General features: G+C 66.9%; 27 protein-coding genes. 11 read left to right on the top strand and 16 right to left on the bottom strand.

The annotated features are described in order from the left end of the window. Positions 1-1,238, top strand: a 1,238-nt coding sequence (locus PUN71_RS20135; RefSeq protein WP_277799831.1) for an HNH endonuclease, incomplete at its 5' end; no start/stop codon positions are given. Here the strand turns inward: PUN71_RS20135 and PUN71_RS20130 are convergent. Then, the gene (locus PUN71_RS20130; protein WP_277799830.1) at positions 1,153-3,324 is read right to left on the bottom strand and encodes a transglycosylase domain-containing protein; all 2,172 of its coding nucleotides are present in this window, start codon (positions 3,322-3,324) and stop codon (positions 1,153-1,155) included. The two genes, PUN71_RS20135 and PUN71_RS20130, sit on opposite strands and share 86 nt — an antisense overlap. Positions 3,325-3,503: 179 nt before the next feature. Here PUN71_RS20130 and PUN71_RS20125 point away from each other — a divergent pair, with 179 nt between their 5' ends. Continuing rightward, positions 3,504-4,142 (top strand): PadR family transcriptional regulator, encoded by a 639-nt coding sequence (locus PUN71_RS20125; RefSeq protein WP_277799829.1) that lies wholly within the window; start codon positions 3,504-3,506, stop codon positions 4,140-4,142. 61 nt (positions 4,143-4,203) lie between these two features. Here PUN71_RS20125 and PUN71_RS20120 read toward each other — a convergent pair whose 3' ends face one another. From PUN71_RS20120 to PUN71_RS20110, 3 genes are all read right to left on the bottom strand, one after another. Next, positions 4,204-5,565, bottom strand: a complete 1,362-nt coding sequence (locus tag PUN71_RS20120) for an ammonium transporter (RefSeq protein WP_277799828.1) — start codon at positions 5,563-5,565, stop codon at positions 4,204-4,206. Positions 5,566-5,866: 301 nt separating this feature from the next. Beyond that, positions 5,867-6,682, bottom strand: coding sequence for a carbon-nitrogen hydrolase family protein (locus tag PUN71_RS20115; protein ID WP_277799827.1), 816 nt, complete (start codon positions 6,680-6,682; stop codon positions 5,867-5,869). 80 nt (positions 6,683-6,762) lie between these two features. Continuing rightward, entirely contained in the window at positions 6,763-6,999 is a 237-nt protein-coding gene (locus tag PUN71_RS20110; protein WP_043455532.1) for a DUF2630 family protein, read from the bottom strand. An 85-nt stretch (positions 7,000-7,084) separates the two neighbouring features. Here PUN71_RS20110 and PUN71_RS20105 point away from each other — a divergent pair, with 85 nt between their 5' ends. Then, positions 7,085-7,483 (top strand): hypothetical protein, encoded by a 399-nt coding sequence (locus PUN71_RS20105; protein WP_043455436.1) that lies wholly within the window; start codon positions 7,085-7,087, stop codon positions 7,481-7,483. Positions 7,484-7,502: 19 nt separating this feature from the next. Here the strand turns inward: PUN71_RS20105 and PUN71_RS20100 are convergent, their stop codons facing one another. The 3 genes from PUN71_RS20100 to PUN71_RS20090 are packed head-to-tail and all read right to left on the bottom strand — an operon-like array spanning position 7,503 to position 8,623. Next, positions 7,503-7,835 (bottom strand): DUF202 domain-containing protein, encoded by a 333-nt coding sequence (locus PUN71_RS20100; RefSeq protein WP_277799826.1) that lies wholly within the window; start codon positions 7,833-7,835, stop codon positions 7,503-7,505. A gap of 4 nt (positions 7,836-7,839) precedes the next feature. Next, positions 7,840-8,241, bottom strand: a complete 402-nt coding sequence (locus PUN71_RS20095) for a YidH family protein (RefSeq protein WP_043455431.1) — start codon at positions 8,239-8,241, stop codon at positions 7,840-7,842. 22 nt (positions 8,242-8,263) lie between these two features. Further along, positions 8,264-8,623 (bottom strand): YnfA family protein, encoded by a 360-nt coding sequence (locus PUN71_RS20090; RefSeq protein ID WP_043455429.1) that lies wholly within the window; start codon positions 8,621-8,623, stop codon positions 8,264-8,266. Positions 8,624-8,677: 54 nt separating this feature from the next. On the opposite strand from PUN71_RS20090, the gene PUN71_RS20085 reads away from it, so the two are divergent. The 3 genes from PUN71_RS20085 (at position 8,678) to PUN71_RS20075 (ending at position 12,127) form a co-directional block, all read left to right on the top strand. After that, positions 8,678-9,724, top strand: a complete 1,047-nt coding sequence (locus PUN71_RS20085; RefSeq protein WP_277799825.1) for an LLM class flavin-dependent oxidoreductase — start codon at positions 8,678-8,680, stop codon at positions 9,722-9,724. A gap of 125 nt (positions 9,725-9,849) precedes the next feature. Next, positions 9,850-10,944, top strand: a complete 1,095-nt coding sequence (locus tag PUN71_RS20080; protein ID WP_043455424.1) for a ferredoxin reductase — start codon at positions 9,850-9,852, stop codon at positions 10,942-10,944. A gap of 13 nt (positions 10,945-10,957) precedes the next feature. After that, on the top strand, positions 10,958-12,127 hold the full coding sequence (locus PUN71_RS20075) for a fatty acid desaturase family protein (RefSeq protein WP_043455422.1): 1,170 nt from the start codon (positions 10,958-10,960) through the stop codon (positions 12,125-12,127). Positions 12,128-12,198: 71 nt separating this feature from the next. Here PUN71_RS20075 and PUN71_RS20070 read toward each other — a convergent pair whose 3' ends face one another. After that, positions 12,199-13,308, bottom strand: a complete 1,110-nt coding sequence (locus PUN71_RS20070; protein WP_277799824.1) for a cation diffusion facilitator family transporter — start codon at positions 13,306-13,308, stop codon at positions 12,199-12,201. Next, positions 13,305-13,682: an ArsR/SmtB family transcription factor gene (locus tag PUN71_RS20065; RefSeq protein ID WP_277799823.1), complete on the bottom strand. Its 378-nt coding sequence runs from the start codon at positions 13,680-13,682 to the stop codon at positions 13,305-13,307. Before PUN71_RS20065 ends, PUN71_RS20070 begins: the two co-directional genes overlap by 4 nt. A gap of 158 nt (positions 13,683-13,840) precedes the next feature. Between PUN71_RS20065 and PUN71_RS20060 the strand changes: the two genes are divergently transcribed. Continuing rightward, entirely contained in the window at positions 13,841-14,680 is an 840-nt protein-coding gene (locus tag PUN71_RS20060) for an alpha/beta fold hydrolase (protein ID WP_277799822.1), read from the top strand. A gap of 56 nt (positions 14,681-14,736) precedes the next feature. On the opposite strand, the gene PUN71_RS20055 is transcribed toward PUN71_RS20060, so the two are convergent. The 7 genes from PUN71_RS20055 to PUN71_RS20025 all read right to left on the bottom strand — a co-directional run bounded on the left by PUN71_RS20055 (position 14,737) and on the right by PUN71_RS20025 (position 21,213). Beyond that, entirely contained in the window at positions 14,737-16,299 is a 1,563-nt protein-coding gene (locus PUN71_RS20055) for a carbohydrate-binding domain-containing protein (protein ID WP_277799821.1), read from the bottom strand. 68 nt (positions 16,300-16,367) lie between these two features. Next, positions 16,368-17,159, bottom strand: a complete 792-nt coding sequence (locus PUN71_RS20050; protein ID WP_277799820.1) for a polyphosphate polymerase domain-containing protein — start codon at positions 17,157-17,159, stop codon at positions 16,368-16,370. Further along, a complete protein-coding gene (locus PUN71_RS20045) occupies positions 17,156-17,770 on the bottom strand; it encodes a DUF4956 domain-containing protein (RefSeq protein ID WP_277799819.1) in 615 nt (204 codons plus the stop codon). The genes PUN71_RS20050 and PUN71_RS20045 overlap by 4 nt, the downstream gene beginning before the upstream one ends. A 75-nt stretch (positions 17,771-17,845) precedes the next feature. Then, complete coding sequence (locus tag PUN71_RS20040) at positions 17,846-18,928, bottom strand: GtrA family protein (protein WP_277799818.1); 1,083 nt, start codon at positions 18,926-18,928, stop codon at positions 17,846-17,848. 8 nt (positions 18,929-18,936) lie between these two features. Continuing rightward, complete coding sequence (locus PUN71_RS20035; RefSeq protein WP_277799817.1) at positions 18,937-19,914, bottom strand: phosphodiester glycosidase family protein; 978 nt, start codon at positions 19,912-19,914, stop codon at positions 18,937-18,939. Positions 19,915-19,963: 49 nt separating this feature from the next. Then, the gene (locus PUN71_RS20030) at positions 19,964-20,404 is read right to left on the bottom strand and encodes a response regulator transcription factor (RefSeq protein ID WP_277799816.1); all 441 of its coding nucleotides are present in this window, start codon (positions 20,402-20,404) and stop codon (positions 19,964-19,966) included. 65 nt (positions 20,405-20,469) lie between these two features. Then, positions 20,470-21,213: an ANTAR domain-containing protein gene (locus PUN71_RS20025; RefSeq protein ID WP_277799815.1), complete on the bottom strand. Its 744-nt coding sequence runs from the start codon at positions 21,211-21,213 to the stop codon at positions 20,470-20,472. A gap of 256 nt (positions 21,214-21,469) precedes the next feature. On the opposite strand from PUN71_RS20025, the gene PUN71_RS20020 reads away from it, so the two are divergent. The 4 genes from PUN71_RS20020 to PUN71_RS20005 all read left to right on the top strand — a co-directional run bounded on the left by PUN71_RS20020 (position 21,470) and on the right by PUN71_RS20005 (position 25,909). Then, entirely contained in the window at positions 21,470-22,063 is a 594-nt protein-coding gene (locus PUN71_RS20020) for an adenylate kinase (RefSeq protein ID WP_277799814.1), read from the top strand. Positions 22,064-22,109: 46 nt separating this feature from the next. Then, a complete protein-coding gene (locus tag PUN71_RS20015; protein ID WP_277799813.1) occupies positions 22,110-23,000 on the top strand; it encodes an NAD-dependent epimerase/dehydratase family protein in 891 nt (296 codons plus the stop codon). A gap of 194 nt (positions 23,001-23,194) precedes the next feature. Further along, positions 23,195-25,015: a S8 family serine peptidase gene (locus PUN71_RS20010; RefSeq protein WP_277799812.1), complete on the top strand. Its 1,821-nt coding sequence runs from the start codon at positions 23,195-23,197 to the stop codon at positions 25,013-25,015. A gap of 96 nt (positions 25,016-25,111) precedes the next feature. After that, positions 25,112-25,909: a phosphatase PAP2 family protein gene (locus PUN71_RS20005; protein ID WP_043455407.1), complete on the top strand. Its 798-nt coding sequence runs from the start codon at positions 25,112-25,114 to the stop codon at positions 25,907-25,909. The last annotated feature ends 19 nt before the right edge of the window (positions 25,910-25,928 follow it).

The raw sequence follows: 25,928 nt of genomic DNA, 5'->3' as shown, positions 1-25,928 counted from the left end.
ACCGTGGCTCCCGACTGCTGGGACTGGCCAGGGCTTTGACCGGGATGCCGCGCACCTTCGCCGCATTCCGCTCAGGTCTGCTGAATGAGTGGCGGGTGACGCTGATCGTGAAGGACACCATCTGCCTGTCGCCCGGGGACCGGGCCTGGGTGGATGAGGAACTCGCCGCCGACGCCGGGGCCCTGGACGGCATGGGGGACAAGGCCATCATCGCCGCCGTCCGTGCCGCGGCGTACCGGCGGGATCCTGCCTCGGTCGCGCGCCGGGCCAGCCGGGCCGTGGCCGGGCGGTGTGTGAGCCTTCGTCCGGCCCCGGACACCATGACTTACCTGACGGCGCTGCTCCCCGTTGCGCAGGGCGTCGCCGCCTTCGCCGCGTTGTCCCGGGAGGCCGACACGGCCCGGTCGGCCGGGGATGGCCGGTCGCGGGGGCAGGTCATGGCGGACACCCTCGTCGAACGGGCCACGGACATCCCCGGCGGCGTGACCGGGGTGGAGATCCAGCTCGTCATGACCGACCGCACCCTCCTGCAGGCCGACGCCGAACCCGCACGGCTCCCCGGCTACGGCACCATCCCGGCAGCCACCGCCCGCACGCTCGCCCTCAGTCATGCAGAAAGCCACGACCTGAGCCTGTGGGTCCGGCGCCTCTACACCGCCCCCGGCGGCGGGGAGCTGGTGGCGATGGACTCCAGGACCCGGCTCTTCCCGCCCAACCTTAAACGCTTCCTCCAGGTCCGTGACGATACCTGCCGGACCCCGTACTGCGACGCTCCGATGCGGCACCACGACCACATCCTGGGATGGGCCGATGGCGGCAAAACCACCGCCGGCAACGGCCAAGGCCTCTGCGAAGCCTGCAACCACACCAAAGAAACACCCGGCTGGAACGCCACACCCATCCCCGGCCCCCGCCACACCGTGGCCACCACCACCCCAACCCGCCACACCTACCACTCCACAGCCCCACCACTGCCGGCAACGGCGGTGCGCATGTCGCCTGGGCGACCTTCCGGGCACGCCGTCCAAGGCGCGGGTGAACCCGGAAATTCGGTAGAGGATGCGCACCCGGCTGCCGAGGCATCGGTTCGCGCTTCAGCGGCCGAGGCTTCGGCGATCACGGCTCCAGCTGTGACCGCGGGTCCAGTCGTGGCTACGGCCTGTAGTTGGGGTTCGGCCCGATCATCGAGGCGGGAGGCGGCGCGAAGGGTCCGGCCGGATAGAGCGGCACCACCTTGAGCATGTAGTTGGCCCACTGCGGACCGGCAATCATGTACCCGTCCAGGCGGGGATAGAACGTGCCGTTGATGGTGACATTTTGTCCTGCCCGTTTTTGGCCTTCGAGTGCGTCGCCAAAGAAGGACGCGGTCACCAGGCCGCTGGTGAAGCCAACCACCCAGGTGGAACCATTCGTGTTTGAGGTACCGGTCTTGGCCGCGGTGGGAGCCACGTCCTGCACCTTTGGCTTGATGTAGACGCCGGAGCCCTTCTTCAGGACATCCTGCAGCACCGAGTTCACGCCGCGGGCAACGTCCGGCTTGACGGCGTCGTGGCAGTCCGGGGCCTGGGCCGGCAGTTTTGCTCCCGTGGCGTCGGTAATTTCGACGACGGCGATGGGTGCGCAGTAGCGGCCGTCCGTGGCGAACGTGGCAAAGGCGTTCGCCAGGGTGAGCGGGGCAACGCCGGTGCCGCCCAGCAGGTTGCCCAGTTGATGCATGTTGACCGGACTGCCGTCGAGCCCGCTGTGCAGGCCGACCGCATCCACCATCTTCTGGATGCCGCAGAAATCGAGCTGTGATGCTGAGGCGAACGTGGCGGTGTTGATGGAGTTGTACAGGCCGTAGTTGACCGGCATGGGCCGGTAGAAGCCGTCTTCTGCATTCTGCAGGTCATCCGTGACGCCAAGGGCAGGGTTCGCCTGGGCGGTGCTGTAGGCACCGAGCACCTTCCCGCAACTGTCCTTCCAGGGGAATCCCAACGGGTAGACCCGGCGCGAGGCATCAACCTCGGCCGTGATCGACTTGCCCTCGTTCAGCCATTCCGCGAACGTGAAGGGCTTCATGGTTGACCCGGGCTGGAAGCCGCCGGCTCCATTCAGGTCATTGCCCTGTGCGTCCTTGGCATCGACATTGAAGTTCAGGTTGGTATCGAACTTCCCGGGCTGTGGCAGGAACACCGTGTTCTGGGCCATCGCCAAAATCTTGCCGGTGCCGGGCTGAATGCTGACCAGCGACGCTCCCCACTTGTCAGGGTTGGCTCCGGCGGTCCCGTCCACCTGCGTCTGGGCCGCCGACTGCAGCCTGCTGTCCAAGGTGGTGACAATCGTGAGGCCGCCCCGGTACAGCCGCCGCTCACGTTCGGTCTCCGTCGGCCCGTAGGCCGGATTGTTCAGGATCAGGTGGGAGATGTAATCGCAGAAGTACGGGGCCATGGCCGCGTTGGCGCAACCCTGCTGCTGGGGCGTGATCTTCAACTGGATGGGGGTGGCCACCGCGTCATCGTGCTGGGCCTGGGTGATCCTGCGGAGGCGGAGCATCTCAGCCAGGACCTGGTTCCGGCGGCCGATCGACTTGTCCGGGTTGGTGGCCGGGTTGTACAGGGTGGGGCTGTTGACCACGCCTGCCAGTAGGGCCGCCTGCGGAAGGGTGAGGTCTTTGGCAGTGGTGCTGAAGAAATAGCGTGCCGCAGCTTCGATGCCATAGGCGTTGTTGCTGAAGAACACGATGTTGAGGTAGCCCTCAAGGATCTGGTCTTTGGAGTACTTCTTCTCCAGGCTGATGGCCAGCTTCATTTCCCGGATCTTGTCGCCGATGCTCTTCTGTCCGTTCAGGACCACGGCATCGGGCCTGTCCTGTGAGAGCTGGGCTTCGTTCAGGACGTTCGTCACGTATTGCTGGGTGATCGTGGATGCACCCTGTTCACCGCCCTTGGTCAGGTTGGACACCAGGGCCCGCAGGATCCCCTGGGGATCAACGCCCGCGTGTTCGTAGAACCTGCTGTCCTCGATGGCGACGATGGCGTCCTTGATGAACGGCGACATCTGGTCCAAAGGCACCTTCACGCGGTTTTCGGCATAAAAAGCGGCGATTTGTTGCCCGTCGGACGTGAGTACCCTCGTGCCCTGCGACGGCGGCTCCACCGTCATCTCGGCGGGCAGGCTGTTGAAGAAATCGATGGAGGTGCTGACTCCCATCCCCGCAGCTGCCACGGCCGGGACCACCAGGCTGGCAGCCAGCACGCCGCACATCGCGCTTGCTGCCAGGAACCCCAGGATCCGTCCCAAGGCCGCGCCAAAGCCGCGCCTGCGCTTCCGCTTCCTTGCCATCATCCAGCCCTCGTCCTCGAAGGTGGGATCAGGATACGCCCGCCCTGCAGGGCGAACCAGATGCGCGAAGGTCAGGATTTGGTCACGTCAAACCATTGACCACGCGATAGTTAACGACATATCGTTAACTATCGCTGAATAGGCAGCGATAACACGATGAAGGAAAGGACGATGCCACCATGAAAGGCATATTCGATGACAAACATCCCGGCCCGGAATTTGAAAAGGGCCGGTTCGAGCGCGGCAGGGGCCGCCGGGGGCCGCACGGACACCGCGGTCCAGGCTTTGGGCCTGGTTTCGGGCCTGGTTTCGGGCCCGGTTTTGGCCCGGGTTTCGGGCCCGGATTCGGTCCAGGGTTCGGCCCAGGTTTCGGAAGGGGCGGCCGCCGGGCCAGCCGCGGCGACGTCCGCGCGGCCATCCTCTCGCTCCTGGCGGAGGCGCCATCCAATGGTTACGGGCTGATCAAGACCATCGCCACCAAGACCGGCGGCATGTGGCGCCCCAGCCCCGGATCCATCTACCCAACCCTCCAGCAACTGGTGGACGAGGGCCTGATCGAGGCCCTCAGCGAAGGCCGCGGGACCGAGTTTGCCCTGACGGACGCGGGCAGGGCCTACGTGGCGGAGCACGCCGAGGAGATGGAGAACGCGTGGAACGCAGAACCGGACAGCGCGGACAGGGAATTCCACCAGAGCATCGCCAAGCTCGTGGGCGCCATTCACCAGTTCCGCTCAGGCGTCAGTGAAGAGCAGCGGGCGGCCGCTATCGCCAAGATGGACGAAACCCGCCGCGCCCTCTACAAAATCCTGGCGGACTAGCAGACCCCGGCAACCAGATGGAATCGGTTGCCGGGGTCAGGAGGCCTGCGGGGGCCCGAAACTAGGCGAAGGAGTCTTCCTTGGCGTGCTGCCGGGCGGTAGGAGCAGCAGCGGCAGGAGCAGCAGGTGCAGCAGCGGCCGGGGCTGGAGCCGCCGCGTGGTGGGCCAGCATCTGGCCCAGGGTGCTGAAACCGGACCCCATCTCACCGAACGCGTAGGCGGTTTCGGCGTGTTCGGACAGGTCCACGCCGGCCGTCTCAGCCTCGTGGCTGACCCGGAAGCCCACTGCCTTGTTGATGACCCGGGCGATGACGGCGGTGCCAAGTCCGGACAGCAGGAGAGTGATGACGACGGCGGCCGTCTGGGCGATGAGCTGCTGGACGCCGCCGCCGTAGAAGAGGCCGCCGCCCTGGCCGTCGACGGGGAGTGCAATGAGCCCCAGGGACAGGGTGCCGATGAGGCCGGCGCCGAGGTGGACGCCCACCACATCCAGTGAGTCGTCAAGGCCGAAGCGGTACTTGAGGTCCACGAAGACGCAGCAGGCGGCCCCTGCCACCAGGCCAAGGCCGATGGCGGCCACCGGGCTGACGTTGGCGCAGGAAGGGGTGATGGCCACCAACCCGGCCACCACGCCGGACGCTGCGCCGAGGGAAGTGGGGTGTCCGTGGCGGATCTTCTCGGTGACCAGCCAACTCAGCATGGCCGCGGCGGGCGCCACCAGGGTGTTGATCCAGATCAGGCCGGCCTGTTCGGCGCTGCTTGCGGCACCGCCGTTGAACCCGAACCAGCCGAACCACAGGATGGCCGCGCCCAGCATGATGAAGGGGATATTGTGCGGCCGGTGGTTGGGGTCCTTCGCGAAGCCATGGCGCTGGCCCACGATGACGGCAAGCACAAGGGCCGCGGTTCCCGAGCTGATTTCCACCACCGCGCCGCCGGCGAAGTCGATGACCTGGCCGAACACGGCGGTGACTGCTCCGCCTGCGCTCATCAGGCCGCCGCCCCAGATCATGTAGGCGAGCGGGCAGTAAATAAGGGTGATCCAGACCGGAACGAACAGGGCCCAGGCGCTGAACTTCGCGCGGTCGGCGATGGCACCGCTGATCAGTGCCACGGTGATGATGGCGAAGGTGGCGCTGTAGCCGGCTTTGATCAGGTCCGGCGAACCCATGAGGTTCTGCAGGCCGAAGCTGGTGAAGGGGTTGCCGAACAGCCCCAGGACTCCGTCTCCGGTGGTCATCGAATAGCCCCAGAGGACCCAGACGACACCCACGATCCCAGCGGAGATGAAGCTCATCATGATCATGTTCAGTGCGGCTTTGGCGCGGGTCATGCCGCCGTAGAAGAGGCCGAGCCCGGGGGTCATGAACAGTACCATGGCGGCCGAAACCATCAGCCAGACGTGTTGGGCAGTGATTTCCACCGGTGGGTCCCTTCGCAACGTGATCGTGGTGCAGGGCCCGTTTGGCCCCGAAGCATTTCCCCCGGGTTCCATTCTTGGTGCGGTGTGTTTCAGCCAATGCCGCTTAAAGTTGCGCCCACGTTACACAAAGAGCTCCTGCGTGAAGTTCACGTGTCACCCATGTTTCAGGAATGTAAACGGCTTCTTCCTGGGACCGGTAAACGGGGCAGATCGTCCCCCCAACTTCCCCGGAATGGCGGGCCACACGGCCCGCCCTGGGTGAGGACCGGCGTCGGACGCCTTTTAGCCTTCTGTTTCCTGGCTATGAACGGCGGCTCACCGCGCTGAAGTGGCGGGCGTTGGCCAGCACCGGCAGTTTTTCCCTCACGTCAGCAACGGTGGAGGGGTCGATATCGACGACGGCGAGTTCCGGCTTTCCGCCGAGGGCCACCACCGCTTTGCCCAGGGGCGTGACAACGGCACTGTGGCCGATTCCGGTCGGCGCCGTTCCTGCGGGCCCCGCGCCGGTGGATTCGGGGTCACCCTGGCCGCAGGCAATGACGAACGTGGTGCTGTCCAGTGCCCGGGCACGGACCAGGAGGTCCCACTGCTCGGCCTTGCCTTCGCCGGCTCCCCAGGACGCGCAAACGATATTCACCTGTGCACCTGCAGTGGCGTTGGCCGTGAACAGGGCCGGGAAGCGGACGTCGTAGCACGTGGCCAGGCCGAACACGGTGCCGTCCAGCTCGAAGGTTACCGGTGCCTCCCCGGCGTCGACGGTCCGGGACTCGGCGAAACCGAAGGCGTCGAAAAGGTGGACCTTGTCATAGGAAGTCTCAACTCCGGGGCCGGTGACCAGCAGTGTGTTGCGGACGCGTCCGTCCTTTCCTGGCGTGAACATCCCCGCCACGATCGTGATCTCCAGCTCCCTGGCGATCCGGCGGACCTCGCCGGCCCACGGACCGTCCAGCGGTTCTGCAATGTCCTTGAGGGAGTGGCCGAAGGCCCGCATTGTCGCTTCGGGGAAGACCACCAGCCGGGCGCCGGCATTGCTGGCCTGGGCGGCGTACTCCCACACCAGCTCAAGGTTGGCTGCGGTGTCGGCACTGCTGATGATCTGGGCTACGGCGATACGCATGGAAAAGACTCAATCTGTGGGTAACGGAAAAAGGGTGCCCGGGCTGGTGACCCGGGCACCCAGGACGGTCCAGGCTGCGGCTACTGCCGGTAGCCTTCAACCTCGCTGATGGGCCGGGCCTCGGCGTCGTTCGGGTTTTCCCCCGAGTCCTTCTTGGCGCGCCGCTGGCGGAGCAGGTCCCAGCACTGGTCCAGGCTTTCTTCCACGTACTTCAGGCGGGCCTGGTCCGGCGCCTGCCCGTTGCCCGAGCCCTCGCGCAGGGAGTGCTCCTCCTCCACGAGGGCCTGGATGTGCGTCAAAATGTCCTGATCGTTCATGGCTTCCCCTTCCTCCGGTCCGGTCCCCTTCAGCGTACGTATCAGGTGCTGAAGCCACCAGTCCCCGCGCTGTACCATCGGTTTCATGCCCACTGCGCTCGATATGGCAGGTCCCATCCTGGAAGTGCTCACCTGGTTGTGCCTGCCCGCGGGGCTGGGCCTGCTCTTCTACACCGGGTTCCTCCGCCGTTTTGTCCACCCCTGGGACGTGGCCGAGGCCGTGGTGTATTCCGATTCCACCGGTGTGGGCTTCCGCTGGTTCGACCGGAAGCACAACGTGCACAACGCCCCCATGTCCCCCTACGACATCAGGGACATGGCGGTGGGGGATACCCTCCCGATCTACTACCATCCCAACCGCCCCACGCAGTGGCAGACCACCGCGCCGGAGGAGGCGGGGCGCACGGCCTCCGTCCTTGGCCGCTGCCTGACGGCAATCGGCGCGGTGGCACTTTTGGGCGGCTTTGTCCTGCCGATGTTCTAAGGCAGGTACTCCGGGGCGGTCAGCCGGCCAGGACCACAACAATGCCCAGCGCGCCGAGCACCACCCCGGCCACCGCAGTCCACAGCACTGCGGACAGGTCCGCTTCGATGCTTTCGCCGGCCAGGCCGTGGGACCGTGCCCGGTAGCGGCGGCGTTGGGTGAGGTAGATGGCGAGCGCGGTGCCGCCGGAAACCACCGGCAGCACCAGGATGGGCGCCCCGTAGGTGGGAAGCCAGCGCAGGAAGAAAGCGCTCGCGGTCACCAGTGCCAGCATGGTCCGGCCCCACGCAAGCGCCGTCCGTTCAGGCTGCAGGCCCGGATCGCCGTGCGGATTGGGTGCGTGGGGCGGCACAGGGTCAGCGCCAAAGGATGAAGACAAGGACGACGGCGGCCGCGAGCGCGCCTGCCCCGGCCAGCAGGGGAACAAAGAACGGCAGCGGCAGCGGGGCCTTGGTGCGCATGCTTCGTTCCACCCGCAGCCACCGGACGGCGGCGCCGCCGCTGAGCATCATGCCCAGCAGGAGCAGGAGGACCGCCAGCCCCTTGCGGACCGGCTCAATGAAAAGCCCGGAGGTGAACGCCTCGATGGCAATCCCGCCTGCGAGCAGCGCAAGTGACGTGCGGATCCAGGCCAGGAAGGTGCGTTCGTTGGCGAGGGTAAAGCGCGGATCCGGTTCCTCGCCGCCGGGCAGCAGCCGTTCGGCGAGCCTTCCGCGCGACGGCGTGACGGGCCTGGGCGGCTGCTCGCTGTTGTCCACCGGGCCAGTTTAGCCGTGGCTGCTAACTGCCACTCCGCGGGGCAAACATGATCACCGCTACGCCGAGCAGGCAGACCAGGGACCCGGCGATGTCCCACCGGTCCGGCCGGAAGCCGTCAAAGGCCATGCCCCACGCCAGGGAACCGGCCACGAACACCCCGCCGTACGCGGCGAGGATCCGGCCGAAGTGCGCGTCCGGCTGGAGGGTGGCCACAAAGCCGTACGCACCCAGCGCGACCACGCCCAGCCCGGCCCACCACCAGTCCTTTCCTTCGCGGACGGCCTGCCACACCAGCCAGGCCCCGCCGATTTCCGCTGCAGCGGCCAGCACGAACAACACGACCGTCTTGAGGACGCTGACGGTTTCCCCTGGAATACCCACGCAGCCATCATGCCAGCCGGGAATTCAGCCGCCGCCCCCACGGTTGGGGGAAGTATGGAGCGCATTGGATTCCTTTCTTTCGGCCACTGGGGCCCCGGCCAGGGTTCCCGCACCAGGACGGCGGCGGACGCCCTGCTCCAGGGGATCGACCTTGCCGTTGCCGCTGAGGAACTGGGCCTGGACGGCGCCTTCTTCCGGGTCCACCATTTCGCCCGGCAGCAGGCGTCGCCGTTCCCGCTTCTTTCGGCCATCGCCGCCCGCACCAGCCGCATCGAAATCGGTACCGGCGTGATCGACATGCGCTACGAGAATCCTCTGTACATGGCGGAGGAAGCCGCGGCCGCGGACCTGATCAGCGGCGGCAGGCTCCAGCTGGGGATCAGCCGCGGCTCACCCGAGCCTGCCCGGGAGGGTGCGGCGGCGTTTGGCTACCGGCCGCAGCCGGGGGAGAGCGATGCCGACATGGCCCGCCGGCACACCGCTGTCTTCCGCAAGGCCATCACAGGGGCGGGCGTGGCCGAGGCCGATCCAAGGTATGCCGGCGGGGCCACCGGGCTGCTTCCCGTCCAGCCACAGTCCCCGGGCCTGTCGGAACGGATCTGGTGGGGCGCCGGGAGCAGGAAGACTGCCGTGTGGGCCGCCGAACTCGGCATGAACCTGATGAGTTCCACCCTGCTCACCGAGGACACCGGGGTTCCATTCCACGAACTCCAGGCGGAGCAGATCCAGTTGTTCCGGGAGGCGTGGATCGCGGCAGGCCACGCCCACACGCCCCGGGTCTCGGTCAGCCGCAGCGTCCTGCCCATCGTGGACGAAGAGGACAATTACTACTTTGCCGGCAGCGCGCTCCGCGATGGCCGTGACCAGGTGGGTGTCATTGACGGGCTGACGGCCAGGTTCGGCAAGAGCTACGTGGGGCCGCCGGACGTCCTGGCAGAACAGCTCGCTGCCGACTCCGCGGTGCAGGCCGCGGACACGCTCCTCCTGACCGTTCCCAACCAGCTGGGCGTGGAGTTCAACGCCAAGCTCCTGGGCAACATCGCAAAGTACGTGGCCCCTGCCCTGGGATGGAGCCGAAAGGACGCCGGGAACCTTTTGTGAGACCGAACCGTTACTCTTAAGAGTGCGGCGTGGGGGCTTCGCGCCCACCAACTAGCGTGTGACTGCGGAACGGTCATATGACGGAGAGAGAGAAATATGGCTCGCACCGCTCTAGGCTTACCCGTATGATCCGGCTACGACAGCTGGCCCAGGCGGCCTCAGTGCTCACTACCCCTTTGGCGCCCGAAGATATCCTGGCGCTGTTCAACCCTGTCTACTCGGCCCGGCAATTGCGCGGCGTGGTCACCCGGGTGGTCCAGGAGACCGCCCAGTCGGCCACAATTTTCTTCCGCCCCGGCCGTGGCTGGAAGGCGCACCTGGCAGGCCAGTGGGCCCGCATCGGCGTCGAACTCGACGGTGTCCGCCACTGGCGCTCCTACTCCCTCAGCGCTCCCGCCGGCAAGGACCCGGCCATCACCGTCACCGATGTCGGCGCCGTGTCCGGCACGCTGGTGCGCACCACGAAGCCCGGGGACGTGCTGTTCCTGGCCCCGCCCCAGGGCGACTTCGTGCTTCCTGAGCACCCGCGCCCCCTGCTCATGGTCACCGCGGGCAGCGGCATCACCCCGGTGATGTCCATGATCCGTACGCTCGTTCCCCGCCGCCCGGATGCCGACGTCGTCCTGGTCCACTCGGCCCGCACCCCGGATGACAGCCTGTTCCGCGAGGAGCTGGCCGAGCTCGCGGACCAGTTCCCCAACTTCCGGCTGGCGCACTGGTACACCGGCGAGCAGGGCCGCATGGACTTCTCCAGCACCAGGGAACTGGACGCGATCTGCCCCGACTGGAAGGAACGGGCAGCCTACGCCTGCGGTCCGGACAGTTTCCTGGACGACGCCGAGGCGCTCTGGAAGCGGGCACTGACCGCCAAGGCTCCCGGCTCCGACGTCGCCGTGGCCGGCGACCCCGGCAACCTGATGATCGAGCGCTTCAACACCACGTTCAACGCGGGCGTAGGGCACGACGGCGGCCTGGTCACCTTCGAAGCCTCCGACCGCGAGGTGCAGGCCGACGGCGACACCCCCATCCTGGACGTCGGTGAGGACGCCGGGGTGCTGATGCCCAGCGGCTGCCGGATGGGCATCTGCCACAGCTGCCTCACACCGCTGCTTGCCGGGCAGGTCCGGGACCTGCGTACCGGGGAAATCCATGGCGAACCCGGCCAACTGATCCAAACGTGTGTCTCGGCAGCCGCCGGACCCGTAAACCTCGAAATCTGAGGAGCACCACGGAATGTCTGTAATCACACCTACCAAGGTCACCCCCGCGGGAAGCTCGAGAACGCGCCCCGGGAAGCTCGCCGAATCGGGCAGCCCCACCGTCCGGCCGCCGGCCGCCGCGCACCTCAGCGACGAGCAGGTAGCGGAGCTGGGCCGCGAGCTCGACGCCATCCGGGACGAGGTCCTGGCCAAGCGGGGCGCCGAGGATGCCGCCTACATCCGCCGGATGATCAAGATCCAGCGCGGGCTCGAGATCTCCGGCCGGGCCGCCCTCCTGGTCAGCAAGAACAAGGCTGCCTGGGTCACCGGCACCACCTTGCTGAGCCTGGCCAAGATCCTGGAGAACATGGAACTGGGCCACAACATCCTGCACGGCCAGTGGGACTGGATGCGCGATCCCGATATCCACTCCACCACCTGGGAATGGGACTTTGTCACGCCGTCGCGGTCCTGGCAGCACACGCACAACGACCTGCACCACCGCTGGACCAACGTCGTCGGCAAGGACAACGACGTCGGATACAACCTGCTCCGCATGGACGAGAACCAGCCGTGGAAGCCCATCAACCTGGCCAACCCCTTGTTCAACGCTGTCCTGGCCCCCATCTTCGAATGGGGCATTGCCATCTACGACCTCGAGCTGACCGAGTACAAGGAAGGCACCAAGTCCAAGGAGGCCCTGCACAAGGACCTCAAGGCGCTCGGCAAGAAGGTTGTCACCCAGTTCACCAAGGACTATGCAGCAACCCCGGCGGTCGCCATGCTCACCGGGTCCGCGAAGCAGGCCCTCTTCGGCACGATCGCAGCCAACGCCATCCGCAACGTCTGGGCACACGCGGTGATCTTCTGCGGCCACTTCCCGGAAGGAACCGACACCTTCACCGAGGAAATGGTGGACGGCGAAACCCGCGGTGACTGGTACGTCCGCCAGATGATCGGCTCAGCAAACATCTCGGGCTCGAAGTTCATGCACCTGATGACGGGCAACCTCTCACACCAGATCGAGCACCACCTCTTCCCGGACCTGCCCTCGAACCGGTACGCCGAGGTGGCGCCCCGGGTCCGCGAGATCTGCCAGCGGTACGGCCTGAAGTACACCACTGGGCCGCTGCTGAAGCAGGTCGGCTCCTCCTGGGCAAAGGTCTTCAAGCTTGCGCTGCCTGGAAAGGCTGCCCGCGCCTGACACCAGGTACTGCAACGAGGAGTGACCCTGCCGGCGCTGTCCGGCAGGGTCACTCCTGCGTTTAAGGCCTGTCAGCGCCGCGTTGTGGTGGCGGGGGCCAGCAACATGTGGTCCAGCTTGGGCAGTGCGTGCCTGAGCCGGTGGTCGGCGTGGTGGACGACCTCCTCCGCCTGCGACAACCCGGTATCGGCGACGTGGAGCAGGGCCGAGCCCTGCAGCCGGTGCCCGGACCAGCGCAGTTGCAGGTTCTGCACCGCAAGGACGCCGGGCGTCCCGGCCAGTGCGGCCTCGGCGCGTTCCACCAGGTCCGGTTCGATGCCGTCCATGAGGCGCCGGCCGATGCTGCGGACGGTGCCCCAGAGCAGCACGACGATGGCGGCCGAGATGAGCAGGCCCACAACCGGGTCCGCGAGCGGAAAACCGAGCATGACTCCGACGGCGCCGATCACCACGGCCAGCGAGGTGAAGCCGTCAGTGCGGGCGTGCACGCCGTCAGCCACCAGCGCCGCGGAACCGATCCTGCGGCCCACCCGGATGCGGTAAATGGCCACGGCTTCATTGCCGGCGAAGCCGATCAGCCCCGCAGCCATGACCCAGCCCAGATTCTGCAGCGGCTGCGGATGGACCAGCCGGTCCACCGACTGCCAGCCAGCCACGACGGCGGAAAGGGCCACCACCGCCACGATGAACAGGCCAGCCAGGTCCTCGGCCCTGCCGTAGCCGTAGGTGTACCGGCGGGTGGCGGCCCTGCGGCCCATAATGAAGGCGATCCACAGCGGCACCGCGGTCAGGGCATCCGAGAAATTGTGGATGGTGTCCGCGAGCAGGGCAACCGAACTGCTGAACAGGACCACGAGGAACTGCAGCACCGTGGTGGCCAGCAGGACAAACATGCTGATCTTCAAGGCCCGGATGCCCTCGGCGCTGGCCTCCATGGCGTCGTCGATCGAATCAGCGGCGTCATGCGTATGCGGCACGAACAGCTCGAACAGCCAGCCCTTGAAGCCGGAATGATGCCGGTGGCCGTGGCCGTGCTGGTGGTCGTGGCTATGGTCGTGGTCATGACCGTGCTGGTGGCCGTGGTCGTGGTTGTGGCCGTCGTCGTCATGGGGGTGGTCGTGGCCGTGGTCGTCATGGGGATGGCTGTGCGGGTGCGTGGACTCCCGGTGCGGCCCGGTCATGAGGCGTTCCCCTGCAACTGGTGGTGCTGTGCGCGGTGGTGGGCCGGCTCTCCGCCAAGGGCGTGCTCGGCCTGGAAGATGGCGTCGGCCACCAACTGGCGGGCATGCTCGTTCTCGAGCCGGTAGAGCACCCGGGTTCCGTCCTGGCGGGTGGAGACCATCCTTGCCAGGCGCATCTTGGCCAGGTGCTGCGACACTGCCGCGGGGGACTTGCCCACCACATCCGCCAGCGCGCCCACCGCCATCTCGCCGTCCCGGAGGGCCAGGATGATCCGCACCCTGGTGGCGTCGGCCAACATGGCAAAGACCTCCACGGCCAGTTCCACGTATTGGCTGTCGGCCCCCAGCGAGCAACCGTTCGTATCTGCATTCATGCGCATATAATGTCACAGCTGCACCGGGCGGCGCATCCTGCCCTGCGGCCGCCATGGTTCCCGGCGTCGTCGCATGCCCCGGGCGCCCCTAGAGTAGGAAGTGCACGGGCAGGGCGCCCTGCCTCCCGCTTGGTAAGTCTCGAAAGGAATCACCCCCGATGGCTTTCATCACCGTAGGTACTGAGAACAGCACTGATATCGAGCTCTACTACGAGGACCACGGCTCGGGCCAGCCCGTCGTGCTGATCCACGGCTACCCCCTGGACGGATCATCCTGGGAAAAGCAGACTGCGGCGCTGCTGGCAGCCGGCTACCGGGTCATCACCTATGACCGACGCGGTTTTGGCAAGTCCAGCAAGCCCACCGAGGGCTATGACTACGACACTTTCGCGGCGGACCTCAACAGCCTGCTGACCACCCTGGACCTGAATGACGTAGCGCTGGTGGGCTTCTCCATGGGCACCGGCGAGGTGGGCCGCTACCTGGGCACCTACGGCTCCGCCCGCGTGGCCCGGGCAGCGTTCCTTGGTTCCCTGGAGCCCTACCTGCTCAAGACCGATGACAACCCCGACGGCGTCCCCCAGGAGGTGTTCGACGGCCTTCTGGAAGCAGTCACGGCGGACCGCTACGCCTTTTTCACCGAATTCTTCAAGAACTTCTACAACTCCGACACGTTCCTGGGCACCCCGCGCCTGAGCCAGGAAGTGATGAACGCCGGCTGGAACCTGGCCACCGGCGCGGGGGCCACTGCCTCCGTGGCCGCCCAGCCCACCTGGCTCACCGACTTCCGCCAGGACATCCCCAAGATCGATGTCCCGGCGCTGATCGTGCACGGCACCGCGGACAACATCCTGCCCATCGACTCCACCGGCCGCCTCTTTGCCAAGGCGCTGCCGCGCGCTGAATATGTGGAGATTGAAGGCGCCCCGCATGGGCTGCTGTGGACGCACGCCGCGGAAGTCAACGAGGCACTGCTCGGCTTCCTCTCAAAGCAGTAAACCGGAACATGAACGGCGACGGCGGGATCCCGCCGTCGCCGTTCGTGTTTGCATGATTACCAGCGCGGTCCGCCGCCACCTCCCGGACCCTGCGATGCGGTGTACTCGCCCGCGGTGGCGGTGCCCACCTGCTTGGCTCCGTCGAGGGCGCCGTGTCCCAGCCCGGCGCCGCCGTCAGCCGTGCCTCCGGTGTAGACCGTGTACTGCTGGCCCTGGACGATCTCCGGTGAGGAGAACACCAGCGAGGCGGTGGCCTTGGTGGTGGTGAATGCGGCAACCACTGTGCCGGAGGAGTCGGCGAGCTGGATGACGGTACCGGCCGGAACCGACGAGCCCAAGGTCACCTGGACGCCGGACTGGGTGGAGGAGCCGCTGGGAGCCACCGCCATGCCAGAGCTTCCGGCGGCAGCGACGGTTCCGCCGGTGACCGTCAGCTCGCCATTGACGTCCAGGGCCCCGTTGTTGTTGGCGGTGGGGCCGTTGACCACCACGGTGCCGCCGGAGATGCTGGCGTTGCCGTTGGAGTCGAGGCCGTCGCCGGTGGAGTTGATGGTCAGCAGGCCGCCGGTGACGTCCACGCTGTAGTCGCCCACCTCCATGCCTCCGCCCATTCCGCCGCCGGAGGAGGTGGAGGAACCGCCGGAGGCGTTCACGCCGTCGTCGTTGGATGTGACGGCGGTGGTGCCGCCGGACACCACGATGTGCTGGGCCTCGAGTCCTTCCTCCGACTTGGCCACGGTGGTTGTTCCGCCGGCGATGGTCAGTGTGTTGTAAGCCTTGACCCCGTCGTCCGCTGCAGAGACGTCCAGGCTGCCGCCGTTGACCAGTACCCAGCCGCGGTCCGCATCCTGGTCATTGTCGGACTTGAAGCCATCATCCCCGGCGGTCACCTGGTAGGCGCCGTCCAGCAGGACGGCGTAGTCCTTGCCCACGATCCCGTCGTCCTTCGCTTTCACTGTCACGTTTCCGGATGCGAGGACCAGCCCGTCCTTCGAAGCGATGCCGTCGTTGAAGTTGCCGGCCACGGTGAGGGACCCGCTGCCGGCGATGGTCAGGTCGGCCTTGGAGTAGAGGGTGGCGTTGGGGGCGTCGGTGCCCTGGTCCGCATAGCTGGAAGCGTCGCTCAGGGCGCTCGAGGTGCCGTCGGCCAGGTAGAGGATGGCCTCGTCGGCGCTCTGGACCACGAACGGGGACCCGTCCGTGCTCGTGATGGTTGCGCCGTCCAGGATGATGCGGACGGTGTCCTTGTCGCCGGCGGCCACCACGATGCGGCCGTTGGCAAGGGAGCCGCTGAGCCGATAGGTGCCTGCCGCGCTGATGGTGATGGTGTCGCCGTCCACCTTCACGGCATCGGATGAGCCGGAGGAGACATTGCTGGCGCCGTCCGCCAGTGCCACGCCCACTTCGCTGGCGGCGTCCCATGTGAGGTCGTTGGCGTCGAAGTGGGTGTCCTGAGCGAGGGTGTCCAGGGCAACGGCGGCCGTGGCGCCGGCTGCGGCCGTGGACGAAGTGCCGGCACCGGCCGAGGTACCGGCCGTCGTGCCGGCCGTGGAACAGCCGGCCAGGCCAAGTGAGAGGGCCAAGGCGGCCACGGACAAGTACGAGCGAAGCTTTTTCATGGGGTTTCCTTCAAGGTCTTCGTGCAGCAAGAGGTTGTTGAAGCAGCGGGCGGCGTTGTTTGGGCTGGTCAGGCGGCGTGCGGCGCGGGCTGGAGTGCCATGCGGAGCAGGGTCCGGTGCCAGCGGTTGGCGGGAAGGCCTGGACGGAGGGCTGCCATGCCGGTAGCGAATTTCGAGATCCGCGTGGGCCGGACACCGGCTGCCCAAAGGTGCCGGTCCAACGGGCCGGCCGTGGAGCCCGACTTTGTTTCCAGGATGACGGCGCCATGGAGGATCCAGGGCCGGTGCCCCGGACGCTGCCATGTCACGTCCGTGTCGATGGTGGCCCGGCTGCCCGAATCCGGCAGGTAGAGCGTGGTCCGCCGGTAGCGGGTCTCCAGTACGGGGTCCAACGGCCGCTCCGGGACTGCCGTTCCGGAGGCGGTCAGGGTCCCGCGGACATAGGCCATCCCTTCAGGGGTCAACCGGGAGCGGTCCCCGGGCAGGTAGGGGATGCGCTCCTTCACCGTTGCCTCGCGGGACCCCTCGGTTTTGACCTCCAGGAAACTTGCGGCGCTGTCCACGTAGGTCCTGGTGCGGATCTTGTAGCGGCGGCGGCGGCCGTGCGCTGCCAGCAGGTAGCTGTCCAGCTCCGGCGTGTCGAAGTACACGGAGTCGTAGGCGAAGCTGCGGGCCCCCTCCATGTCCAGCACGCGCATCTCCGTGCCTGCGGAGGCCAGGAGTTGGCCGGCGAGTTCCAGCGGGACGATGTATTTCCGGTCCACGCGGGTCTGCAGCGCGGCTTCCGCGTTGAGTTCCGCCAGGCTGACGGGCGGCAGGAACTGGAGCTGTCCGACGGCGGCAGGAACCAGGGATCTCATGCGGCACCTGCGTGGAGGCGTTCGGCTGCGCGCATGGCGTGGGCGGCGGGCGCTGCGGGAAGAACAGCGGGGGAGTAGGCGAACCGGACGTCCACAACGGTCTTGTCGTTGACCAGGTCCAGTTCGGAGATAGTGGCGGAGTGGACCCTGCCATGCAGGACCTCCTCCAGACGGGCATACAGCTCGCCGTCCTCGGAGATGGCACGGTCCAGGATGACTGTCTGGTGGCGGTAGGCGGGCAGGACGCGCGGGTGGTCGCCCACGAACATCACCAGCAGGATCAGCCCCATCAGGGAAGCGGTCAGCCACAGCGGCTCGATGCCCAGGCCCGCGATCAGGCCCAGGGCCAGCGCGGAGAAGTAGTAGGCCACTTCATGCTGGGCCAGCTCGGTGGAACGGAGCCGGATGATCGACAGGACCCCGAAGAGTCCCAGGCCCAGACCCAGGCCCGCGGCGGATCCGGAGAGTGCCGTGGCCACAGCCAGGACGCCCACGTTCATGCCCAGGTAGGACACCACCAGGTCCCTGCGGCGGTGCCGGCGAAGGTACAGGGCGAAGGTGAGGATGCTGATGGCTGCGAGGTCGGCAGTGATGAAAAGAAGCGTGTTCATGTGGTTTCTCCGGGTGGTAACGATGAGCTGGTATCGACGATGCCCGGCCAGACTGTGCGGCTGCTGTGCCGGGCCCTAGGCGGAAATATGAGTACGGCGTCGTGCGCGTGTCCCGTCGCCGGCTTCAGCGGCAAACAGGAAGCGCTGCTGGACGGCGAAGCTGACGGCAAGCAGCGTGGCTTCGGCGATGATCTTGGCGGGGAGCGCCGGGACGGCCACGGCTTCAAGGGCCCGGATAAGCCCAACGTTGGCAGCCAGCAGCACTGCCACCAGGCCGAAGTAGCGCAGGGCTGCAGAGCGGGCGCGCTTGTCCCGGCCGTGCTGGAACACCAGGGTCCGGTTGACCAGGAAGTTAACCGCGGAGCTCACCGCACGGGCCCCGACCACCGCCAGCAGCAGGGAGTCGACGGCCACCGTGAGCAGGACGAACACCACGGTGTCCACCAGGAAGGCTGTGAAGGAGGAGGCCAGGAACTTCAGCAGGGGCGCATAGATCCGCAGGGAGTCGGCCAGGGGGCGGAAGTGTGAACCGGAGTTGTTGTCCAGGTAGACCGTGGCAATGTCCACGGACTCGATGGCGTAGCCGTTGTTCTTCGCCTCGAGCAGCAGGTTCAATTCGTATTCGTACCGGTCGCCACGGACCGAGCGGAGCCACGGGAGCATGGCGGCCGGGTAGCCCCGGAGCCCGGTCTGGGTGTCGGGGATGCGCTCGCCGGTGGCCAGGGCAAACAACAGCCGGGTGGCAGTGTTGCCGAGCCGGCTGCGGGCCGGGACGGCTCCCGTGAAGGCCCTGCCGCCCAGCACCATGGTGGACAGGCCCCATTCCACGTCCCGGTTCTCCCGAAGCCGCTGCCACACGCGGAGGATGTCCGCCACGGCGTGCTGCCCGTCGCTGTCCGCGCAGACGATGTCCTGTCCCGGCAGATTGTCGGCGATGAACCCAAAACCGGTCCTGAGGGCAAAGCCCTTTCCGTGGTTCCGGGCGTAACTGACCACGTGGCACCCCAGGGACTTCACATCCTCGAATACCTCCCTGTAGGCGGGGCCGCTGCCGTCATCCACCACCACGATGCCGGCGTGGGGTGCGGCGTTCCGGATGGAACGCACCAGGGCGGGAAGATGCCGGTCCGGCTCGTAGGCGGGGATCAGGATGACCATGGCACGCCCTACTGCCCGATGTAGAGGATGTCGGAGGTGGCGCGTTCCTTGTCCTGGCCCAGCGGGTTGTTCACCAGGTCACCGTTGAAGTACATGGTGGACGAGCCGCCGCCGTCAATGTTGTACGCCGTGGTGGCGCCCAGGCCCTGCATGATTTCGGCCAGTCCCGTCATGGTCACGCCGGCGCTGTAGCCGGGGCTGCGGCCGTCCACCACCACGAATACCAGGTGGTTCTGGTCGATGACCCCGACCGCGGTGCGGGGCTGTTCGCCCTGGATGGAGTGGTTGCCGATGTTGGTGTCCACTTCCACGTCTTCAATGCCGGCCGCGATCCCGCCGTTGTCCAGCAGGGACGGCCCGAATGACAGGGTGTTCCAGACGCCGTCGGCCACCAGCTGGGCAGCTGTGGTGGTGGTCTCGTCGTAGACCTTGACGGTGCCGTCACGGTAGAAGGCCAGGCCCTGGCGGGCACCGGCGTCGCGGAACACCACACCGTTGCGGATGACGATCCCGGTGTCGCGGAAGCCGTAGTAGTCGCCATTGATGGCGAAGATGGCGTTGTTGTCGGCCGCGATGGCGGACGTGTTTTCGGTGATGTTCTCGCCAAAGCTGTTGTTGGCGAAAGCGGACTGCAGGACGGTGGCATCCGTCAGTACGACGTCGGCCACGTAGTAGGTGACGGTACTGTCGCCGCTGCCCGTGGTCACCTTGGAAATCGAGATGTTCGAGGTGCCGGAGACATAGGAGGAGTCTGTGGTGACCGCTTCGGTGGTGCCGCTCGAGGCAGCGGAGGTGGCCGCCGCCGTCGTCCCGCCCTGGCTTGCCTGGTAGGCAGAGACATCGGAAATTTCGACGTGTGGAACCACAAACCGGTCAAGGGCCCACGCGGTGGCCCCGCCGGCTGAGAGCGTCAGAGCCACGGCCCCCGCCGTAACCGCCTTCCGGACGCGTCCGGGTTTACGTGTTGGTCGCTGCTGAGGTGTCATGCCTCATTTCTAGGCGGCCAACTTAGCAGCAGGATGTGCCCGCTATGTGCTACTCCTGTGAGACAGGAAGCGGAGATACCGGCGCCGCGGAAAGAGGCGGTGGCGAGGCAGGGGACGCCTCAACAACCGCAGGGCACAGCTGCAGAGCGAGCTCCTTGAGTTCGGTTGGCCGGAACGGTTTGGTGAGGTAGGCGGCCGCACCCGATGCCATGCCGGCCAGGATGTCATCTTCCTCGGACCGGGCCGACAGGAACAGCAGGGGAGCCTCGCTGAGGGCACGGATGGCCCGGGCCACCACATGCCCGTCCATATCCGGCAGGCCAAGGTCCAGGGTGACCAGGGAAATGGCGGGATCAGCAGCGGCGGCAATGCCCTCCGCGCCCGTGCCCACTGCCCGCACCTCGAAGCCGGCGCGCGAGAGGACCACGGCAATCAGTCCACGGATATCGTCGTTGTCTTCCACGACAAGGCAAACACGCTGCTGTTCCATCAAGCCCCCCGGCGAAAAGTTGGCACCAGTCTACCGGCGCCTTGGAAGCGGCGGGGATTTTCCGCCTAGCCGTCGTAGTGTGTCCGCGCCGGGCCCTGCCCCAAGGCGTTGACCACTGCGGCCGCCACCTCGTGCAGCTTGGTGTTCCGGGTGCTGGAGGCCGTCCGCAGGATCTCGAACGCGTCCTGCTGGCTGCACCGGTTCTGCGCCATGATGATGCCCACTGCCATGTCGATAACGGTCCGGGACTCCAACGTGGCGCGGAGGTTCGCTGCCGTCTCGCTGTAGTGCGCAAACCGCACTGCAAGCCTGAGTGCCAGCGATGTCTGCCGCACGAAATCCTCGGCAAACTCCAGCACACGGCCTTCAAAACGATGGGGGCGGCGGGAATACAGCAGCAGCGCCGCCTTGGTTTCCCCCTCCAGCCGGAACGGAACCGCTGCGACGGAACGGACCCCGTGGCCGGCCACGGCGGCGGCATAATCCGGCCACCGGTCGTCCTGGGCAAGGTCGGGAGCGTGGACAGTCTCCTGGGAAGTGGAAGCCGTCACGCCTGGGGTCTCGGAGAACCGGTGTTCCAGCCGCCCTAGGGACGTCGCTTCCTCGCTGCTGCTGGCGACGGTGGCAGCTTTCCGCTGCCGGAGCAGGGTGATGGCGCACAGCATCTCATCGCCCGGCTCGGAGAGATTGCGCGCGGACACCCGCGCCAGCTCATTGAGGAAGTCCTCAACATCGGAGCTGTTGAGGACCAGTTCATGCAGGTGTTCACTAACGGATGTATCGGTTTTTGCTGTTGACTCGCTGGCCACGGTTTTCTGGTGCCATTCGCTCAGGTCAAAACGAGCCCGCAACGCACCCACACCCCGCTGCTGGGCAGGGGGCCGGTGATGGTCGCTGGATCGACGAACTTTCCAACGGCCTGCTGCTAAACCGATAACCAGAGTATATACAACCGCACAGGCAGGAAGGCGTCACACCGGCCCGCCCGTTCCTGCCGGAGGCTGGTGCCGAAGCGCGGCAGCGGGCAGAATGAAGCGGGACCCGCCGTGGGGGAAGGACATGAGCATGACCAGGCTTCTCATCATCGGTCCGCCGGGCTCCGGCAAGGGGACGCAGGCCGAACACCTGGCCCGCCACTTCGGAGTTCCTGCCGTTTCCACCGGGGATATCTTCCGGAGCAACGTCGCCCGGGAGACGGAGCTTGGCAACCAGGCTGCAGGCTATCTCGACGGCGGACAGTTCGTCCCGGACCACCTCACCAACGCCCTGGTCAAGGACCGACTCCTGGACCATGATGTCCGCCAGGGGTTCCTGCTGGACGGCTACCCCCGCACCGCGCCGCAGGCGGCAGAACTGGACACCATGCTCGCCTCGCAGGGCTGCAGCCTGGATGTTGTCATTGAGCTGCAAGCGCCCGACGCGGAACTGGAACAGCGCATGCGCCGGCGGGCACTCGAGCAGGGACGGACTGACGACACCGTGGACGTCTTCCGTCGCCGCCTTGACCTCTACCACCGGGAAACCCATGAAGTAGTCTCGGTGTACGCGCGCCGGGGCATCCTGGTGTCCGTCAACGGCAGCGGCGACCCGGGGGAGATCACGGGTTGGGCGATCGCCGCCGTCGAAAAGTTCCTGGCCTCTCCCCGGCCGCCGGCCTGACCCAAGCACCGCACGTGAAACGCTGACCCAACAGAAGGAACCACTGATGAGAATTGCCGTTACTGGCGGAAGCGGAAAACTTGGGCGCCATGTAGTGCGCCGGCTCACCGGGGACGGGCACCAGGTCCTCAACCTGGACCGGGCAGGGGACCGGAATCCGGGCCTGCTGGTGGTCGACCTGCGCAACTACGGCCAGGTTGTGGATGCACTCCTGGGCGTGGATGACCGGCATGAGGGGTTCGACGCCGTCGTCCACCTGGGAGCCATCCCCGCCCCGGGTATCCTGCCGGACGCAGCCACGTTCGAGAACAACATGCTGTCCACCTACAACGTCTTCCAGGCGGCGCGGCGCGCCGGCATCAAGAAGGTCGTCTACGCGTCCAGCGAGACAGTCCTGGGGCTGCCGTTCGACATCGATCCGCCCTACATTCCGGTGGATGAGGAATACCCGCCGCGGCCGGAGAGCACCTACTCGCTGGTGAAGCGGCTGGAGGAGCAGATGGCCGTGGAGATGACGCGGTGGGACCCCGAACTCAGCATCACCGGCCTGCGTTTCTCCAACGTCATGGACGAGGCCGACTATGCCCGGTTCCCCTCGTTCGATGCGGACGCGACCCTGCGGAAGTGGAACCTGTGGGGTTACATCGACGGCCGCGACGGCGCCCAGGCCGTGGTGCGGGCCCTGGAGAACGCCAAGCCGGGATTCGAGGCCTTCATCATTGCCAATGCGGATACGGTGATGAGCCGGTCCAGCGCCAGCCTTGCCGCCGAGGTCTTCCCCGCGGTCAAGGTCACCAAGGAACTGGGCGAGCACGAGACCATGCTGTCCATCGACAAGGCGCGGCGCCTCCTCGGCTTCGAGCCCGAGCACAGCTGGCGGAACCACGTGCCGGAAGGAGCGGGCACCACCGGCGGCGGTGCCGAAAGCCAGGAATAAGCGGTCAAAAACGCCGGCCCGCAGGAATCGCCAAGGGTTGGCACAGGATCATCCAAGGAGCCGGAAGCAGTGCGCTTCCGGCTCCTATCCTTTTGGTACAGCCAACAGGTTGCCGGTAACCGGGGTGGATTTGCCCGTCCCGGCCGGCCCGCCCCGCTACCTCAAGGACCCCCAAAATTCGTACCCGATCCTTCGTGCCGCCCGTCCTCACGGCCCTGCTCTCCGCAACCGCCCTTTCCGCGGTGTCCCTGCCCGCAGCCGCTGCCCCAGCGGTGCCCGGCGATTCCGGCAGCCCAACCGGCCGCTACATCATCCAGTACGCCGCCACTGCCGACGTGGCCGCAGAGGTGTCCGGACTGCGCGGCCAGGGCCTCGCCGTCGGCCGTACCTTCGAGCATACGATCCGCGGCGCCGTCGTCACCGCCAACCCTGCCCAGGCAGCAGCCCTTGCCAAATCCGGGAAGGTGCTGTCCGTGGAGCCCGACGCCCCCGTCAAGGTCTCGGCCACCGAGCAGCCAGCCCCCTGGGGACTGGACCGGTCAGACCAGCGGGCCCTTCCCCTCTCCGGCTCCTACTCCTGGACCGCCGCCGGCGCGGGAGTCACCGCATATGTGGTGGACACGGGCATCCTGGCCGCGCACACCGACTTCGGCGGCCGGGTGGCTGCCGGCTGGACAGCGGTGGCGGACGGCAACGGCACCACGGACTGCAACGGCCACGGAACCCACGTAGCCGGCACTGTCGCCGGGGCCACCTACGGGATCGCCAAGAGCGCCACCCTGGTGCCGGTGAGGGTTCTCGACTGCAGCGGATCCGGCTACAACTCCGACGTCGTCGCCGGCCTGGACTGGATCGCGGCCAACCACGCCGCCGGAACACCCGCTGTCGCCAACCTCAGCCTAGGCGGAGCCGCCAGCAGCACCGTGGACAGCGCCATCCAGGCGGTCCTGAACGACGGCGTGACTACGGTTGTCGCGGCCGGCAACTCCGCCATGGATGCCTGCACCGGTTCGCCCGCCCGCGTCCCCGGCGCCGTCACGGTCGCGGCCAGCGACTCGGGCGACAAACAGGCATCGTTCTCCAACTTCGGATCCTGCGTAGACCTCTACGCGCCCGGCGTCGGCATCACCTCCGACTACTACACCTCCACCACTGCCACGGCATCCATGTCCGGAACCTCCATGGCCGCCCCCCACACCACCGGCGCCGCCGCCGTGCTGCTGTCGCAAAACCCGGCCCTGGCCCCGGCCGACGTTGCCGCGGCGCTGGTCTCCAACGCCACGTCCGGCGTGATCAGCGGCGCCACCACGGGCACCCCGAACCGCCTGCTGTATACCGGAACGGGCGCAACCGCCCCCGCTCCTGCCCCGGTCCCTGCCCCGACGGCCAGCGCTGTATCGCCCGCTGCGAACGCCACGGCAGTGGCCACGGGAAGCAACGTGGCAGCTACGTTCAGCACCGATGTCCAGGGCGTCTCCGGAGGAACCTTCGTCCTCAGGAACGCGGCAGGCAGCACCATCGCGGCTGCCGTCACGTACAACTCCACCACCAGGACGGCCACGCTTGATCCGGCTGCCACCCTGGCCGCCGACGCAACCTATACCGCCACCCTGGTGGGCGGAAGCTCGGCAATCCGGGATGCGGCAGGCACGCCGCTGGTTACAACCAGCTGGTCGTTCACCACAGGCCCGGCACCCACTGTCACCAGCTACTCACCCGGCAGCAATGCCCTCCTGGTCCGCCGAAGCAGCAACGCCAGCGCCACCTTCAGCGAGGCAGTCCAGGGCGTGGGCACCAGCACCTTCACCCTGAAGAACGCCGCCACCGGAAGCATCGTGGCAGCAACCGTCTACCGCAACGGAACCACCAACCAGTGGATCCTGGACCCGCAGGAACCCCTGGCCGCCAAGACCCGCTATACGCTGACGCTGACCGGGGGAGCAGCCGGCATCCGCGACCTCGCGGGCAACCCCCTCGCAAGCCGCAGCTGGCAGTTCACCACCGGATCGTTCTGACCGCGTGATGGAGTGATTGGTCCGTTCCCGGGATAATCTTCAGCCTAGGCAATCATCACGGCACGCGTTCACCGCGGCATAGGGACGGGCAGCACAGTGGCACAGAAATCAGCAGGGTCCGCAGTCACGGAACAGAATACCGGCAGGTGGCATGCCTTCCACGAGAAGTTCGTGGTTGAGGAACGGTATGTGGACCCTGCAGACCGGCGGCGCCTCTACCGCGCATCCGTCATCCTGGCCGTGGTGGGGCTGGCCCTCTTCATCGCCATCCTGGTCAGCGTGGTGCAGGCTGACGGCATTTCTGTTGTCGATGCCCCGGTGCGCGAAGCGCTGCTGACAACGCGTTCAGGCGCCCTCACAGCCGTCATGATCTTCCTGGCGGTGCTGTTTGGCCCCATCGCACTGCCCATCATCGTCCTGGTGGTGATCCTGGTCTGGGGATTCGCGGCCAAGCACGCGTGGCGGCCCATCCTGCTCGCGTCCGCCATGCTGACCGGGGTCATCGTTTCGCAGATCATCCTGCATATCGTCCAGCGCTCCCGGCCGCCAGTGGACCAGATGCTCTTCGGGGCGGACCAGACCTTCTCATTCCCGTCCGGGCATGTCCTGGGTGCCTGCGACTTCCTGCTGGTGGGGGCCTACCTGATCTTTTCCCGTCGCCGGAACCGGCGGGCGGCGGTGCTTGGATTCGTCGGCGCCGGCATCGGAATCTTCCTGGCCATCGTCAGCCGGCTGTACCTGGGATATCACTGGACCACGGATGCGCTCGCGTCCTTCTCGCTGTCGCTGCTTATCCTCGGCGGGGTCATCGCGCTCGATACCTGGCGGACAGCGAGGATTCCGGGCGAGCCGGTCACCGGAGAACTGTCGAAGGCCGAACTGCCCCGCGAGTAACCGGCAGTTGGGGATAGCT

Origin of the sequence: Arthrobacter sp. NQ7 (assembly GCF_029581595.2) — a bacterium.
GTDB lineage: Bacteria > Actinomycetota > Actinomycetes > Actinomycetales > Micrococcaceae > Arthrobacter > Arthrobacter phenanthrenivorans_B.
Note: the sequence above shows the minus strand (reverse complement) of the source record. Positions and strands in the feature narration are given on the sequence as shown.